Annotated in this window: 15 protein-coding genes; 8 read left to right on the plus strand and 7 right to left on the minus strand. The window is 61.7% G+C overall.

From position 1 onward, the window contains the following. Positions 1-110: 110 nt before the first annotated feature. Positions 111-950 carry a xanthosine phosphorylase gene (xapA, locus tag GM658_RS21920; protein WP_155456187.1) on the minus strand — a complete coding sequence of 280 codons (840 nt, stop codon included), beginning with the start codon at positions 948-950 and terminating at the stop codon, positions 111-113. A gap of 220 nt (positions 951-1,170) precedes the next feature. Here xapA and GM658_RS21925 point away from each other — a divergent pair, with 220 nt between their 5' ends. Genes GM658_RS21925 through GM658_RS21935 form a run of 3 tightly spaced genes read left to right on the plus strand, consistent with a single transcriptional unit; the run spans position 1,171 to position 4,093 of the window. Continuing rightward, positions 1,171-2,268, plus strand: a complete 1,098-nt coding sequence (locus GM658_RS21925; protein ID WP_170298916.1) for a carbohydrate kinase — start codon at positions 1,171-1,173, stop codon at positions 2,266-2,268. Between the two features lie 5 nt (positions 2,269-2,273). Next, positions 2,274-3,200 (plus strand): pseudouridine-5'-phosphate glycosidase, encoded by a 927-nt coding sequence (locus GM658_RS21930; RefSeq protein ID WP_155456188.1) that lies wholly within the window; start codon positions 2,274-2,276, stop codon positions 3,198-3,200. After that, positions 3,185-4,093: a LysR family transcriptional regulator gene (locus tag GM658_RS21935; RefSeq protein ID WP_155456189.1), complete on the plus strand. Its 909-nt coding sequence runs from the start codon at positions 3,185-3,187 to the stop codon at positions 4,091-4,093. The genes GM658_RS21930 and GM658_RS21935 overlap by 16 nt, the downstream gene beginning before the upstream one ends. A 17-nt stretch (positions 4,094-4,110) precedes the next feature. Here GM658_RS21935 and GM658_RS21940 read toward each other — a convergent pair whose 3' ends face one another. The 5 genes from GM658_RS21940 to GM658_RS21960 all read right to left on the minus strand — a co-directional run bounded on the left by GM658_RS21940 (position 4,111) and on the right by GM658_RS21960 (position 9,280). Continuing rightward, positions 4,111-4,590: a hypothetical protein gene (locus GM658_RS21940; RefSeq protein ID WP_155456190.1), complete on the minus strand. Its 480-nt coding sequence runs from the start codon at positions 4,588-4,590 to the stop codon at positions 4,111-4,113. A gap of 48 nt (positions 4,591-4,638) precedes the next feature. Then, the gene (pcp, locus tag GM658_RS21945) at positions 4,639-5,283 is read right to left on the minus strand and encodes a pyroglutamyl-peptidase I (protein WP_155456191.1); all 645 of its coding nucleotides are present in this window, start codon (positions 5,281-5,283) and stop codon (positions 4,639-4,641) included. Then, a complete protein-coding gene (locus GM658_RS21950) occupies positions 5,280-6,230 on the minus strand; it encodes a DUF979 domain-containing protein (protein ID WP_155456192.1) in 951 nt (316 codons plus the stop codon). The genes pcp and GM658_RS21950 overlap by 4 nt, the downstream gene beginning before the upstream one ends. Further along, positions 6,227-6,925, minus strand: coding sequence for a DUF969 domain-containing protein (locus GM658_RS21955; RefSeq protein WP_155456193.1), 699 nt, complete (start codon positions 6,923-6,925; stop codon positions 6,227-6,229). Before GM658_RS21955 ends, GM658_RS21950 begins: the two co-directional genes overlap by 4 nt. 81 nt (positions 6,926-7,006) lie before the next feature. Beyond that, the gene (locus tag GM658_RS21960; RefSeq protein WP_155456194.1) at positions 7,007-9,280 is read right to left on the minus strand and encodes a TonB-dependent receptor; all 2,274 of its coding nucleotides are present in this window, start codon (positions 9,278-9,280) and stop codon (positions 7,007-7,009) included. A gap of 392 nt (positions 9,281-9,672) precedes the next feature. Between GM658_RS21960 and GM658_RS21965 the strand changes: the two genes are divergently transcribed. The 5 genes from GM658_RS21965 (at position 9,673) to GM658_RS21985 (ending at position 15,287) form a co-directional block, all read left to right on the plus strand. After that, positions 9,673-10,671 carry a BMP family lipoprotein gene (locus GM658_RS21965; RefSeq protein ID WP_155456195.1) on the plus strand — a complete coding sequence of 333 codons (999 nt, stop codon included), beginning with the start codon at positions 9,673-9,675 and terminating at the stop codon, positions 10,669-10,671. Positions 10,672-10,751: 80 nt separating this feature from the next. Next, positions 10,752-12,281 carry an ABC transporter ATP-binding protein gene (locus tag GM658_RS21970; protein WP_155456196.1) on the plus strand — a complete coding sequence of 510 codons (1,530 nt, stop codon included), beginning with the start codon at positions 10,752-10,754 and terminating at the stop codon, positions 12,279-12,281. 2 nt (positions 12,282-12,283) lie between these two features. Next, on the plus strand, positions 12,284-13,366 hold the full coding sequence (locus tag GM658_RS21975) for an ABC transporter permease (protein ID WP_155456197.1): 1,083 nt from the start codon (positions 12,284-12,286) through the stop codon (positions 13,364-13,366). A 4-nt stretch (positions 13,367-13,370) separates the two neighbouring features. Next, positions 13,371-14,342, plus strand: coding sequence for an ABC transporter permease (locus GM658_RS21980; protein ID WP_155456198.1), 972 nt, complete (start codon positions 13,371-13,373; stop codon positions 14,340-14,342). A gap of 75 nt (positions 14,343-14,417) precedes the next feature. Then, positions 14,418-15,287: a transporter substrate-binding domain-containing protein gene (locus GM658_RS21985; protein ID WP_229417016.1), complete on the plus strand. Its 870-nt coding sequence runs from the start codon at positions 14,418-14,420 to the stop codon at positions 15,285-15,287. On the opposite strand, the gene GM658_RS21990 is transcribed toward GM658_RS21985, so the two are convergent. Then, positions 15,214-16,452, minus strand: coding sequence for an MFS transporter (locus tag GM658_RS21990; RefSeq protein ID WP_155456199.1), 1,239 nt, complete (start codon positions 16,450-16,452; stop codon positions 15,214-15,216). The genes GM658_RS21985 and GM658_RS21990 overlap by 74 nt on opposite strands.

Genomic DNA, 16,452 nt, shown 5'->3' on the forward strand with positions numbered 1-16,452 from the left:
CATAAAAGCAGTGTCTGCCCCACAGGGTCAGACACTGGCCTGCGACAGCCGCGTATCAGTGTCAGACCCTGCGGGTCAGACGGGGCGGCCAACCGACTGGGTTACCGGTTCTAGGCTTTAGGAGTCTTAGCCACATTCTCCAGGAACGCCAGAATCAGCTTGATCAGCGACTCCGCGCCAATCGCCGCATACTTCAGCGTCTGCTCATGCGACAGCGGGAACGGCGACAGGCCTTCCGCCAGGTTGGTAATCACGGAAACGCCAACCACCTTCAGCCCGCAATGGCGCGCCGACACGACTTCCGGCACAACGGACATGCCGACAACATCGGCGCCCAGCGTCTTGAACGCGCGGATTTCCGCAGGCGTCTCAAAGTTCGGCCCTGGATAGGCAATGTACACACCTTCATGCAGCGTGATCGACTTGTCAGCAGCGGTAGCCTGCAGCAGCTTGCGCAGATCCGCATCATAAGCATTCGCCATCGAGAAGAAGCGCGGACCGAAACGCTCGTCGTTCGGCCCCACCATCGGCGTACCAGGCAGGAAGTTGATATGGTCATTCAGCGCCACCAGCGAACCCGCATCCACCTCGGCGCGCAGCGAACCCGCCGCATTGGTCACGAACAGCATCTCGCAGCCCAGCAGCTTGATGGTGCGCACAGCGGACGTCATCACCGCCGGGCCATAGCCTTCGTAGAAGTGGCCGCGGCCCTTCAGGCATACCACCTGCACGCCTGCCAGCGTGCCCAGCACCAGCTGGCCGGCGTGGCCGTGCACGGTGGAGATCGGGAAGCCTGGCAGTTCATCGAAGGAAATCGACACTGCATCAGTCATCTGTTCAGCCAGCACACCAAGGCCGGAGCCCAGGATCATTGCAACGCGTGGCTGGAAATTGGCCGGCATGCGAGCACGGATGATGGCGGCAGCCTGGAAAGGAGTATTGGAAGACATGGAGTTCCTCGTTTTTATATCTTTAGGTGAGCTGGCCAGAACAGGCCCTTGAACGTACCACGACACTATGCATCATCGTCTATATGTATGGCAAATACCATTTTTCTTTGCTATTTATACGCAAGCGCTATAAATATGGGTTTATTATAGGAGCCGCCCCGTTTGACATCGAACGGACAAATGTTTAGCATCGCAAACAAATGTTTATAGCGAGCTTTTCGTGACCGACCTCTCCCGCCGGGAACAGCTGTATGAGCTGATCCGCGCCAATCCCTTTATTTCCCAGCAAGAGCTGGCGGAGCAGCTCGCCCTGTCGCGTTCTGCCGTGGCCGGCCACATCGCCAGCCTGATCCGCGAGCGCAAACTCCTGGGCCGCGCTTATGTTTTGCGCAATGAACGCACCGTGCTGTGCATCGGCGCCGCCTGCCTGGATCGCAAGCTGCGCCCCCTCGCCCCGCTGCAGATGGCCACCTCCAACCCGGCCTGCGCCGAGGAGAGTTTCGGCGGCGTGGCGCGCAATATCGCCGCCAACCTGGCCCAGCTTGGCCTGCCCTGCTCCCTGCTCACCGCCCTCGGCGACGACACTTCCGGCCGCGCCCTGCGCGCGCAGGCCGAAGCATTCGGCATCGGCATGGAAGGCAGCCTGCAGGTGAACGGCATCGGCAGCGGCACCTACACCGCCGTACTGGACGCTTCCGGCGAGATGGTGGTGGCCCTGGCCGACATGGCCATTTTCGACCAGATGACGCCTGGCTGGATCGCCAGCCGCCAGCCGCAGCGCAATTCCGCCGGCATGGTGGTGGCGGACCTGAACCTGCCGCTCGAATCGATCGCCATGCTGATGGCCGACGCCCGCGCCTCCAGCGTGCCGCTGGTGGTGGTCGCCGTTTCGCAGCCAAAGATGGCGCGCCTGCCGAAGGACCTGAACGGCCTGTCGCTCCTGATCCTGAACCGCGGCGAACTGGAAACCCGCACTGGCCGCGCCCTGCCGACCGAAGCCGACGTGCAAGCCGCCTGCCACGAACTGCAAGTCGATGGCGTCGAGGACATCATCGTGACCTGCGGCGCCAGCGGCGTCTATCACACCCTGGACAAGGCCCTGCACTGGCTGCCTGCGCATGACGCCCGCGTCATCGACGTCACCGGCGCCGGCGACGCCTTCTCGGCCGCTGTCTGCTGGTCGCTGCTGCAAGACCCCGGACAACTGACCCTGGCCTGCCAGCGCGGCCTGAAAGCCGCCTCCATCACGCTGGCCAGCCCACACACCGTTTCGCCCGAGCTGAGCGCAGACGTGCTCGCCGCGCACCTTGAGGAGTAAGAACCATGCACCAATTCCTGTCTTTCTCGCCCGAAGTCGCCAATGCGCGCGCGACCGGCAAGCCTGTCGTAGCGCTGGAATCGACCATTATTTCGCATGGCATGCCCTACCCGCAGAACGTGCAGACCGCGCGTGAAGTGGAACAGATTATCCGCGACGCAGGCGCCGTGCCGGCCACCATCGCCATCATCGGCGGCAAGATCTGCATCGGCCTGACCGAGGAACAGCTGGAAGAACTGGGCAATTCGCCGGACGCGATCAAGGTATCGCGCCGCGACCTGGCTTACGTGCTCTCGCAGGGCAAACTGGGCGCCACCACCGTGGCGGCAACCATGATCTGCGCCCAGCTGGCCGGCATCAAGGTCTTCGTCACCGGCGGCATCGGCGGCGTGCACCGCGGCGCCGAGACCAGCATGGATATCTCGGCCGACCTGCAGGAGCTGGCCCAGACCAACGTCGCCGTTGTCTGCGCGGGCGTGAAGTCCATCCTCGACATCGGCCTGACGCTGGAATACCTGGAAACGCACGGCGTGCCGGTGGTCTCCGTCGGCCAGCCCGGCTTCCCGGCCTTCTTCACGCGCGAGAGCGGTTTCAACGCCGACTTCCAGCTGGATACCGCGGCAGAACAAGCTTCCTTCATCGCGACCAAATGGGCCCTCGGCCTGAATGGCGGCGTGGTGGTTTCCGCACCGGTGCCTGCCGAGGAAGCCATGCCGAAGGAAGAAATCGACGCCATCACCCTGCGCGCCCTGCAGGAAGCGGATGAAAACGGCGTCACCGGCAAGAAGGTCACCCCATTCCTGCTGGCCCGCATCAAGACCCTGACCGAAGGCCGCAGCCTGAAGACCAATATCGCACTGGTAAAAAACAACGCGCGTGTCGGCGCCGCCCTGGCACGCGCGCTGCAGGAGCATCCATGTCCATCGACCTGAAACAGTTAAAGTACTTCCTCGCCGTCGCCGAAGAGAAGAGCTTCAGCCGCGCGGCCGAACGCCTGCATATCTCCCAGCCGCCGCTTTCACAGCAGATCATGAAGCTGGAAGCGGAGCTGGGGGTCAAGCTGTTCGCCCGCACCACCCGCACATTCGAGCTGACCGTCGCCGGCAAGGCGCTGATGCAGGAAGCTTCCGACCTGCTCGCCAAGATGCGCATGACCATCGATACCGTGCGCCAGATCGACCGCGGCGAAGTGGGACGGCTGCGCGTGGGCATTGTCGGCTCCGCGATGTGGGGCCCGATTCCTTCAATGCTCGAAGAATTCCAGAGCAAGTATCCGCGCGTCACCTGGACCATCCACGAATCGGGGCCGACGGTGCAGTATGACGCGCTGCGCGCCAAGCAGATCGACGTAGGCTTCTGGCGTGAGCCGAAACTGGACGACGATGAACTGCGCCGCGACAACCTGAAGCAGGAGCTTTGCTTTCGCGAAAACGTGTGCGTGGCTGTAAACGAACATCACCCGCTGGCGAAGATGGATGCGATCGAGCTGACCGATATTGCCGACGATCCGATGCTGACGCTGGCCCTGGATAAGTCCGCGTTTCCGCGCTATCTGATCCAGTGCTGTGTGAATGCCGGGTTCCAGCCGGAGATCTTCCAGGAAGCGCATGAGCCGCAGACTTTGCTGGCCATGGTTGGCGCGGGCCTCGGCGTCACGCTGATGCCGGAGACCACGGCGCGTATCGGCTGGCCAGGCGTGGTATTCCTGCCGATCCGCACCAGCCCGCCCTCGGCGAACCTGTACATCACCTACACCACGCTGGACGACGCACCCGTTGTGCGCGCCTTCCTCAACATTCTCCGCCCGCCCCAGCGCGAAGAATGATGCCCCTGCCGCGCCGCTCAATCGGCGCGGCGGCCGGCAAGGTTTGCCACCAGAGTGGGTCGCACGATCAGGAAGAACCCCAGCAGACTGCGCAATAGCAGGGCCAGGAATTCCACTTTGCGCCCCCCATCCAGATAGGTCAATGCGCCCTCATTACCGGCCACCAGCACAAACAGCGAAGCCAGTTGCGGCACCGATGCCAACACTGCCCACAAGCCAAGGATGACCGACCCAACAATCATCATCTCGCGTGATTGCAGATTGATGGTGTTGGTATGGGACGTGCGGGGTACTAGCGCATGCGCCACAGTCATGGGAAAGAACCACAGCAACAGGGAAACGGCAAGGTAAGCCAGCGGTATCAGGTAAAGGTATATCGCTTGCTGTCCATTGGCTCCCCCGGCCGTTTGCACAAAGAGGAATGAGGTAAACGCCACCAGCATCAGGAAAATGGAAAACAGGCGCACTGCGGTGCCAACAAACTGCTGCGGAGTCATATCGGATGGTTGCAAAATTAGTAACCAACCGATTGTGCCATAGCCGCGTTAATGCGTGGCGCCTGCGCTGGCCGAAATATCGGTGGAGATTGCCAGCGATGTGCGCACGGCGATGCGAATGCCTTCGACCATCTGGGCCAGCGACATGCTGGCCGCGCCAGGATGTCGTGCCGCCTGCTCCGGCAGATAGGGAATGTGGATGAAGCCAGCCTTCACGTCGGCACGCGCAGCCAGCGCGTGCATCAAGCCATAGAAGATGTGGTTGCAGACAAATGTGCCCGCGCTCTGCGAAACCGACGCCGGCAGTCCGGCCGCGCGCAACGCCTGCACGATGGCCTTGATCGGCAGCGTTGAAAAATAGGCTGCCGGGCCGCCGGCCACAATCGGTTGGTCCACCAGCTGCTGCTGGCGATTGTCTTCAATCGGGGCATCGTCGATATTGATGGCGATGCGCTCCACCGACAAGTCGACCCGGCCGCCCGCCTGGCCAATGGCAATCACCAGCGAGGGCTTGAGTTCATCGAGCGCGGCGCGCATCGTATCGATGGCTGCGCCAAAAACGCAAGGCAATTGGCGCGCCACGACTGTAAAGCCGCTCCCGCTCCAGCCGTCCAGCGCACGCACGCTCTCCCACGCCGGATTGATCGGCTCCTTGTTGAATGGCTCAAAGCCGGTAAGCAGGACAGTTTTCATAAAAGGACGTATAAAAGAACGATATTCGCGACCAGCAGCGGCAAGGCAGTCCCGATCTGCGCCTTGATCACTGCATTACGATCCGGCAGGTCGAGCAGCGCGGTCGGGATGATATTGAAATTCGCGGCCATGGGTGTCATCAATGTACCGCAATAGGCGCTGAACATGCCGATTGCCGCCATCACCGAAGGATTGCCGCCGAATTTGGCCACCAGGACCGGCGCGCCGACGCCGCCCGCCATCACCGGGAAAGCCGCAAAGCCATTACCCATCACGATCGTGAACAGGGCCATGCCGCAACAGTACACCACCACCGCCACCAGTTTCGAATCGAGGCCGATATAGCTCGTGGTCACGTGCGCCACGGCCTTGCCCACGCCCGCCTCGCTGAACAGCAGGCCAAGCACCGCCAGCATATGCGGCAGCACGAGGGCCCAGCTCATCGCATCGACCAGGCGGCGCGCCTCGCGGCCCGCCTGCAGCGGGGTCGAGCGCGTCAGCCAGCAAGCTACGCCGACAGCGACTACCGCAGCACAGCCCAGGCTCACCAGCGTCAGGTACTTCTGGTCCAGCACAAACAGTTCACCCAGGCGGACGTCCTTCAGCAAGGTCGCTCCAGCCATGGTCACCGCTGGAATCACCAGCGCCGGAACGAACAGCCTGTGACCAAGGCGCAGCGCACTGGCGCGGCGCACTTCTTCCGGCAGCACATCCGGTTTGCCGCTGCGGACGCCGCCAAAACCCGCCAGCACAGCCATGACGACCATCGCCAGCCCCGCCAGTGAGGGCGGCAAGCGCTCGCCGAACAGGTAGACGATGGCATACAGCGCCCAGAACAAGCCGGTAGTCCAGCGGCGCGGATTACTGCGGTCGCCAAACGACATCAGCGAGACCAGGGCCAGCATGATGCCGAGCAGCCAGTAAAAGTATTCGATACGGATTATCATGCGCCGCCCTGCTCCAGGTAGCGGTCCAGCCGGCGCAGACGCCAGGCATGGATGACGAACGCGCTGATGGCGGTAGGAATACCCCACAGCGCCATGCGCAGGGGATCGACCTCAATGCCCTCGGCGCGCAGCACGGTCTGCATCAACACGATGGCGCCGAAGGCCACGAAGATATCCTCGCCGAAGAACAGGCCGACATTATCCGTGGCGGCGGCCATGGCGCGGATACGGTGGCGCTGCGCCTCGCCCAGGGACACGCCGCGCGCCGCCAGCCGAGCTTCTGCCGCGCCCTCCGCCATCGGCGCCACCACCGGCCGCACCATATTCGGGTGGCCGCCCAGCGAAGTCAGTCCCATCGCGGCCGACAGCTCGCGCACCGCAAGGTAGACAATCAGCAGCCGTCCCGCAGTGGCGGAGCGCACGCGCGCCACCGCCTCCTGCGCGTGCTCGCGCAAGCCGAAGCGCTCCAGCAAGCCGATCGCCGCCAGCGGCAGCAAGTAGATCATCGGCAGGTTGCGTGTCTTGACGAAGGCCGTGCCGAGAGAGGCTAGCAGCGCCGCCACCGGCATGCAGGCAGCGAAGCCGGTAGTAAAGCATGCCGCCACCACCACCAGCACCGGGTGCAGCCGCAAGAGAAATCCAAGCACGATCACGGCCACGCCAAGGAGCGGCCAAAGATTCACAGCATTTTGCATCGTCCCTCCCCCAAGGAAGGTCCAATGATACAAAAAAAAACGCGCACCGAAGTGCGCGTCTCATGCAGGCCGGTCAGTCGATCAGAAGTTCGCCTTGAACTGCACGCCGTAAGTGCGCGGTTCGTTGACGATACCGGTCAGGTTGTTGAAGTCGATGGCGCCCAGGGCCTGGATACGGTTGGTGATGTTGCGGCCGTATGCTGCCAGCTCATATTTGCCGTCGTCCCAGCGGTAGCCAACGCGCAGGCCGCCTTCCAGCAGCGACTTGGCCTCGTATTCGGTGGCTTCGTACAGGAAGAAGTTGTACGAAGTGCGATACGACCAATCGGTGAAGGCATACAACTCGCCGTTGCCCAGCGGCTGGCTGTAACGCAAGGTGACGTTATGCTGCCACTTCGGTGCACGCGGCAGCGGATTGCCGTCGATCAGGGCCGCGCTGCCGATCACGTTGCCATTCGCGTCTTTGAATTGGATCCGTGGATCGGTCGGCGTGCAACCGCCGCCGCAGGACTGGACGAACAGGTTCGGGTCTTCGATCTTGGTATCGTTGTAGCTGCTGCCAAAGGTCAGTGCCCACGAATCGCTCAGGTTCGCTTGCAGGTCCAGTTCGACGCCGCGGCCAGTGACCTTGTCGGCGTTGATCAGCTGGTTCATGTTGACGGTGCCCGAACCGGCGGTCAGTTGCTTGTCCTTCACGCGGTAATCGAACACGGTGGCAGAGAAGCGCGCACGGCGGTCGAACAGGTCTTCCTTCACGCCCACTTCAAACGACAGCGCTTTCTCGGCGCCGGCCATCGATGGCTGGGAAGTCAGGTCGAACAGGCGGCCCTGCATGGACGGCGCACGGTAGCCGGTGGCGATACGGCCGAACACATTGGTGTCCTTGTCGACGGTGTAAGTGCCGCTCAGGTCCCAGCTTACGTTGCTGGAAGTGTTATGCAACGGCAGGTAGGAATGGCCATCGTTCGGAGGCGTGAACTGGAATCGTTCGGCGACGAAGTCCTTCTTGTCCTTGGTATAGCGCAGGCCGGCGCGCATCTTGAAGTCCGGCGTCACGGTGTAGTTAATGGTACCGAATGCCGCATACGACTTCGCATCCTGCTGCTGGGTCGCATAGTCTTTGTTCTGCGGATTGCCTGCAGTGAAGGAATCGAAGGAAATCGAATCGATCTGGATATGCTCGTCGAAATAGAACACGCCGGCGATCCATTGCAGTGGCCCCTTGTTGTTCGATTCGGCGCGGAACTCCTGCGACGTCTGGTGATGCTTTGGCATCAGGTCGGCGGTTTCGACCGGGAATGGAATGAAGCCAGGGCCCATCGGTGGATGGAAGGAAGCGCCGTAGCCGCCATCCACGTCGCCGCGGCTGTAGAAGTCCAGCGTTTCATAGCCGGTGATGGAGTGGAAGGTCACGCCCGGGGTGTCCCAGCGCAGGCGCAGGTTGGCGCCCTTGGTCTTCAGGTGCTGCGAGTTGCCGCCGTCGGTCGGGTAGGATTTGTAGTCGAAGTTATCGACCAGGTCATTGCTACCCTTCTTCAAAATATTTGCGCGGAACAAGGTCGCGTTGCCGTTCATGTCGCGGGCGTGCAGGTTGAGCAGCGCGCTGAAGTCCTTGTTAGGCTTGAGCAGGAACTGGATACGGCCGGCATTGTCCGCATAGCCTTCGAAATCGGTGGTCGGTGCGCCTGGGCGGTCGTTATGCACGCGGTCGCCGCGGTGCTGCGATTGCAGCGAGATACGGGCTGCCAGCACATCGTTGACCGGCATGTTGTAGACACCTTCAAGGTTGCGCACGCGGTCCTTGCCGATACCGACGTTAACGTAGCCTTCCTGGTGGAAGACCGGCTTGGCGGAGTCGAACTTGATTACACCGGCCGGCGAGTTGCGGCCGAACAGGGTGCCCTGCGGGCCGCGCAGCACTTCGATCTGGTCCACGTCGAATACCGGGAAACCCTTCAGCATCGGGTTTTCCTGCACGATGTCGTCCATCACCAGGCCGACCGGCTGGGAAGCGTTCAGGTCGAAGTCGGTATTACCCAAGCCGCGGATATAGAAGCGCGGGAAGGTACGGCCGTAGTCCGATTCCACGGACACGGACGGCGAACGGCCGTTCAGGAAACGGATGTCCTGGCCGCCGGACGTCAGCACGTCCAGCTTTTCCCCCTTCAGGGTGGCGATCGCCATCGGCACGTCCTTGATGTTTTCAGCGCGGCGCTGCGCCGTAACAATCACGGTCTCCAGCTGGCCAGGCTTTTTAACTTCTTCAACGGTGGTTTCTTGCGCGAACGCGCTGTGCAGTGGGAAGGCGCTGGCGACAGCCAGGGCGATGAGGGAGTGTTTGAGGCGTTTTTCCATACCCGACGTTCCAATCTTTAAATGGTAAGTAAGCTAATGTTGCATTGGCGCAAATCCTAACATGAAAGAAAGCACGTTCCCTTACTTACGAATAAGCCGTCATTTAGTTGACTGGCATATAAATAAGTAAGCAAAAACGTATTTGCCATACATATAGCGCCTGCTGCATAGTAGTGAGCCACGAATCCATGCCCTGAGAAGCGGATTCGACCACTGGAACTGGTGATTGCAGTTTGATTACGTGCCCAAGAATTAATCAAGGGTGCATGTATAAAAATTGCATTTGTGTGTTGTAGGCAAGCTACAAGGTGCCGTGGCTTGCTTTGGCGCGAAAAAGCGGAACGAGGCACTCCATAAAAATATACAATATCGAACTTCGACGGAGCCCTTACATGAAAATCAAACAATTTAGCCTGATGATGGCCGCAGTTGCGGTAGCAGCCAGCGCAAACGCGGCTGATCCGAAGCTGGGCATCGTGTACGACGCGGGCGGCAAGTTCGACAAGTCGTTCAACCAATCCGCTTTCGAAGGCGCGTCGCGCTTCTCGAAGGAAACAGGCATCAAGTTCATCGAAGTACAAGCCAGCAGCGACACCCAGGCTGAGCAGGTGCTGCGCGGCCTTGCCCGCAAGAACCTGGACCTGATCGCCTCGATCGGCTTCGCCCAGACCCAGGCGGTGCAGAAAGTCGCCAAAGAATTCCCGAAAGTCCATTTCGTCCTGATCGACGGCGTGGCGCAAGGCAATAACGTCAATTCCGTCACGTTCAAGGAAGAAGAAGGCTCTTACCTGGTGGGCGTGGCTGCGGCCATGGCCTCCAAGAGCAAGAAGCTGGGCTTCATCGGCGGCATCGATATCCCACTGATCCGCACCTTCGCCTGCGGCTATGCCCAGGGCGCGAAAGCCACCGACAAGAAAGTCGAAGTGATCTCGAACATGGTCGGCACCACCTCGGCAGCCTGGAACGATCCTGCCAAGGGCGGCGAGCTGGCACGCGCCCAGTTTGACCGCGGCGTGGACGTGGTGTTCGCCGTGGCCGGCGGCTCCGGCATGGGCACCCTGCAGACCGCCAAGGAAAAAGGCAAGCTGTCCATCGGTGTCGACTCCAACCAGAACCACCTGTACCCGGGCTCGGTGCTGACCTCCATGGTCAAGCGTGTGGACAACGCCGTGTATGACTCCTTCATGCAAATGAAGAACGGCACCTGGAAGGCCGGCGTGACCGCCAAGGGCCTGAAGGAAGGCGGCGTGGATTGGGCCCTGGACGAGAACAACCGCAAGCTGATCACCCCGGAAATCGAGAAGAAGGTGATGGGCGCACGCAAGGACATCATCGATGGCAAAGTGAAGGTCATCGACATCCGCACCACCAACGCCGCTTGCCCGGCCTAACCAGCAGTTCCTATAAAGAGAACGCGCCGACGGGGTTTCCCGTCCGGCGCGTTTTTCAGTAAATAAGACCGAAAATCCTTATGACGCCAGCAGTAGAATTCCGCAATATCTCCAAGCATTTTGGGGCGGTGAAGGCGAATACGGACGTCAGTTTCTCCATCGCCAAAGGGGCCATCCATGGCCTGGTGGGTGAGAATGGCGCCGGCAAGTCGACCTTGATGAGCATCCTTTACGGCTATTACCGCGCAGATGGCGGTGAGATCCTGCTGGACGGTAAGGTGCAGCACATCCACAACTCGCACGAGGCGATCCGCCTCGGCATCGGCATGGTGCACCAGCACTTCATGCTGGTCGAGAACATGACCGTGCTCGATAACGTGATGCTGGGCAGCGAAGGCGGTTTCCGCCTGCGCGAGCACCGCGCCACCGTCGAAAAGAAGCTGCGCGAAATTTGCGAACGCTATCGCCTGGACGTTGATCCGCTGGCCACCATCCACGACCTGTCCGTGGGCGCCCAGCAGCGCGTCGAGATCCTGAAACAGATCTACCGTTCGGCCAATATCCTGATCCTGGACGAGCCGACCGCCGTGCTGACTGCACAGGAAACCGAATCGCTGTTCGAAATCCTGAAGCTGTTCAAGGAGCAGGGCAAGACCATCATCCTGATCACCCACAAGCTGCAGGAGATCAAGGACATCACCGACACCGTCACCGTCATGCGCGGCGGCCGCGTGGTGGGCGCCGTGGAAACCGCCTCGACGACCAAGGAAGAACTGGCGCAGATGATGGTCGGCCGCCCGATCGAAAACAACCTGCCGCGCGGCGCCTACAATCCCGGCGCTCCGGTGCTGGAAGTGAAGAACCTGCAGCTCTCCGATGAAAACGGCGTCAAGCTGCTGCAAGACATCAACTTCACCCTGCGCGCCGGCGAGATCGTGGCGATTGCGGGCGTGAGCGGCAACGGCCAATCCGAACTGATGGAAATCCTGTCCGGCATGAAGCTGCCGACTGCCGGCGAAGCGGACTTCGAAGGCAAGCCCCTGCCCTTCGCCGGCCGCAGCGACGCCGACGGCCTGCCGACCAGGTTCCGCGAACTGGGCATCGGCCATGTGCCGGAAGACCGACTGCGCGATGGCGTGATCAAGGCCTTCTCCGTCATGCAGAACACCTTCTTCGGCTACCAGGACAAGGTGAAGAACAAATGGGGCCTGATCGACTTCAAGGGCATCGCCCAGCGCTGCGCGGGCCTGATGAAAGAGTTCGACGTGCGCCCGGCCAATCCGGACCTGCGCATTGGCTTGCTGTCCGGCGGTAACCAGCAGAAGGTGGTGATCGCGCGCGAAGTGCTGGCCAAGCCGAAGCTGATGCTGGTCGGCCAGCCGACGCGCGGCGTGGACATCGGCACCATCGAATCCATCCATACCCAGCTGCTGGCCCTGCGCGACCAGGGCGTGGCGATCCTGCTGGTATCGGTGGAACTGGAAGAAGTGCGCGCCCTGGCCGACCGCATCCTCGTGATGTGCGGCGGCAAAATCACCGGCGAACTGAAAATCGACGAATTCGACACCACCCGCATCGGCCTGCTGATGGGTGGCATGCACAAACACTGATTATGACCACGAACGATATGCCACGTTGGGCAACCGGCTTTGTCCTGCCCATCCTGAACCTGCTCTCCGCGCTGCTGGTATCCGCGCTCGCGATCCATCTTCTCGGCGAAGATCCGGTCGAGTCGATGAAAATCCTGATCAACAGCGCCGTCGTCAATCCGGAAGGCTTGTCTTACACCCTGTTCTACGCCTCCACCTTCGTCTTCACCGGCCTGGCCGTGTCGCTTGCGATGCAGGCCGGCCTGTTCAACATCGGCGCCGAAGGCCAGATGTATTTTGGCGGCCTTGGCGTGACGCTCGCCATGCTGGCCTTTGACGCCTCGCTGCCCTGGTATCTCCTGATCCCCGTCGGCATCATCGGCGCTGCCCTGTTCGGCGCACTGTGGGCCTTCATTCCAGGCTACCTGCAAGCCAAGCGCGGCTCGCACATCGTGGTCACCACCATCATGTTCAACTTCATCTGCACCTCGTTGATGAACTTCGTGATCGTGGCCTTCCTCATTCCGCCGGGCGAACAAAACACAGCCTCGCGCGTCTTCTCCGCCGCCGCCGAGATGCCTCGCCTGAATGCCTGGTTCCCGATTCTGGGAGAAACACCGCTGAACATCGGTTTGTTCTTCGCCATTTTCGCACTGGTCGTCTACGGCGTCGTCATGAGCCGCTCCGCCTGGGGCTACAAGGTGCGCGCACTGGGCCTGAACCAGCATGCTGCCCACTACGCGGGCGTGAAGATCAGCGCAATGATCATCATCGTGATGGCAATTTCCGGTGCGCTGGCCGGCCTGGGCGCGGTCAACTCCATCATGGGTTCGACCCACTACCTGTCGCTGAATTTCGTCGGCGGCGCCGGCTTCGTTGGCATCGCGATCGCGCTGATGGGCCGCCAGAACCCTGTAGGCATCTTCCTGTCGTCCGTGCTGTTCGGCGCCCTGATCCAGGGCGGCTTCGACCTGTCGCTGGAAAAACCGAACATCCCGACCGAAACCTTCATCTTCATCCAGGGCTTGATCATCCTGTTCTGCGGCGCGATGGAATACCTCTACGCCCCGGCCATCATCAAGCTGCTCAAATCGCGCAAGGGATAAGACCATGACATTCGAAGACCTCCACCTGGGCTCCATCCTTGTCTCCACTGTGCGCAACGCGCCGGTGCTGATTTTCGCCGCCATGGCCGGCCTGTTCGCCGAACGCTCCGGCGTGATCGACATCGGCCTGGAAGGCAAGATCCTGGCCTCCGCCTTCGTCTCCGCTGCCGTGGCCTTCGCCACCAGGAACCCTTGGCTCGGCATCCTGGCCGGCATGGGCGTGTCTGTTGCGCTGGCCATGCTGCAAGGCTTCGTCGCTGTCACCCAGAAGGGCAACCAGCTGGTAGCGGGCATCGCCATCAACATCGCCATGAGCGGCCTGACCTTCGTGGTCGCGCAATACTTCTTCCAGCAAGGCGGCCGCACCCCTGACCTGGGTGATGCGCGCCTGTTCGACGTGGTGCTGCCTGGCAGCGCCGCCGTGGCCGATGTGCCCTTCCTCGGCTGGTTCTACACCAAGCTGATTGGCGGCCACTCCGTGCTGGTCTACCTGGCCTTCCTGCTGGTACCGCTGGTGCACTGGTTCCTCTACCACTCGCGCTTCGGCCTGCGCCTGCGCGCCTGCGGCGAAAACCCGCACGCCGCCGACGCAGCCGGCGTATCGGTGGAACGGACCCGCTACAGCGCCATGCTGATCGCCGGCGTACTGTGCTCCTTCTCCGGCGCGTATCTTGCGATCGTCCAATCGGGCTTCTTCCTGCGCGACATGTCCGCCGGCGCCGGCTACCTGGCGCTGACCGCCATGGTGTTCGGCAACTGGCGTCCCGTGTACACCTTCCTCGGCTGCCTGATGTTCGGCTTTTTCGGCGCCGTGCAGATCCAGCTCGAAGGTGTGGAGCTGCCTGTGATCGGCCGCATCCCGGGCGCCCTGATCCAGATGGTTCCTTACGTCGTCACCGTCATCGTATTGGCCGGCCTGATGGCCAAGTCGGTGGCTCCGAAAGCCATCGGCGTCCCCTTCGTCAAATCCCGCTGAGACAACAGCACGCAACGAAAACCCCGCTCCGGCGGGGTTTTTGTTTTATATTTCATGGTGCAAGGGAGCTCCGCCATGATCCGACGACTGTTGCAGGTTCTTCTATGTTGCCTGTGCTTTAACGCGCATGCCGGGGAGATGCGGCTCGTCTACCCTCAATACTTCACCGTGCAGGACAGCACCGGCGACTTTGACTGGATCGTGCTGCATGCGGCAATGGAAAAGACCGCCGCCAGGTTCGGGCCCTACAAGCTCTCCCCATCGAAAGAACCGCTTTCCGTTGCGCGCCTCCTGGCGGAGATGTCTTACCCGGAGGGGAGCATCAACGTCTTCGCCCGCGCGACCGACTTGGAGCTTGAAAAGAAATTCACTCCGATCCGCATACCGATCGACCGCGGCCTGATGGGCATGCGCCTGCTGGTCGTTCGCAAAGACGACTTGCCGCGCTTTGCCGCTATCCGCACCATCGACGAATTGAAGCGCCTGAGCGCCGGCCAGGGCCAGGGTTGGATCGATACGGATGTACTCGGTGCGGCGGGCATCAGCGTGGTGGTAGCGCCGCGCCCGGACGCCTTGTACGCCATGCTGGAAGCAGGACGCTTCGATTTCTTCCCGCGCGCGCTGGACGAAGCGTCGCGGGAATTCGACATGCAGCACAAGACGCGTCCCAGCATCACCATTGAACCGACCTTGATGCTGCGCTATCCCCTGCCCCGCTATTTCTTCGTCAGGCACGATGCCGAGGGCGACAAGCTTGCAGCGCGCATCAGGGCCGGCATGGAGATGATGGTGCAGGACGGCAGCCTGGCAGCGCTGTTCCGCCAATATAAAGGCCCGCTGATAGAACGTGCGTCCATCGGAAAACGCCACATCATCGATCTTCCGAATCCCCTGCTTCCCCCGGAGACTCCGCTTCAGCGTAGCGAGTTGTGGTTCCGGCCGTAAGCGCGAGCACAACAAGCGTCAGCAACGCAAAGACCGCCCCTGCGCCGAAAGTGAGTGCTGCCCCGTAACGGTCCCACAGCCAGCCGGCAAGCGCGCTCGATACCAACAGCGCACCGCCGCTGGCAAGATTGAACAATCCAAAAGCAGTGCCGCGCAATTGGGATGGCGCAGCGTTGGCCACCATCGCCGACAGCAGGCCCTGCGTCATGCCCATATGCAGGCCCCACAGGAATACACCGGCGATCACTGCCTTCCAGCCCTGCGCCAGCGCCAGCACCGCGTCCGCCGCCACCAGCACCAGCAAGCCTGCAGCCAGCAGGACGCGGTGGCTGATGCGGTCCGACAATTTCCCGAAAGGGTAAGCAGCAAGCGCATAGACGAAGCTCATGGCGGCCATCACCAGCGGCACCTGGGCTACGGCCATGCCCCGCTCCTGCGCACGCAAGACAAGGAAGGCTTCACTGAAACGCGCCAGCATGAACAGCACGCCTAGGCCGACCAGCCACCAGTAGGATCGGTCGAGCTTGCGCAGCTGGTCGCGCCGCAGTGGATTGATACGCTTGTGTCCTGGCGCGGCGGCGGGCTCGCGTACACCAACCACCATCAGCAGCGTCGCCAGCATGCCGGGAATCACGGCGACCCAGAACACGCTGCGGAAATCATTGGCCCACAACAGCATCAGGCCGGAAGCAAGCAAAGGACCGGCGCAAGCGCCAACGGTATCGAGCGACTGCCGCAAGCCGAATGCCGCGCCGCGCATGGCCTCCGGCGTCAGGTCGGCCAGCAACGCGTCACGCGGCGCGCCGCGTATGCCTTTGCCAACGCGATCGAGAAGGCGGGCAGTTGTGACCATGCCCATTGAGCCGGCGATCGCAAACAACGGTTTGGAGAAGGCCCCCATGCCGTAGCCTAGGGCCGCAATGAATTTCCGTTTGCCCAGGTAGTCGCTGAGGGTTCCGGAAAAAACCTTAACGCCCAGCGCAGTCGCTTCGGCCAAGCCTTCGAGGATGCCGACCGCGAGGCTGCTGGCGCCGAGCGTGCCGACCATGAACAAGGGCAGCAGGCTGTGGATCATTTCGGATGAAATGTCCATCAGCATGCTGACCAGCCCCAGTACCCATACGCTGGCGGAAAGCCGGTTGCTGGATGGGAGCTGGGAAGCCAT

Origin of the sequence: Massilia eburnea (assembly GCF_009720745.1) — a bacterium.
Classification (GTDB): Bacteria; Pseudomonadota; Gammaproteobacteria; order Burkholderiales; family Burkholderiaceae_D; genus Rugamonas; species Rugamonas eburnea.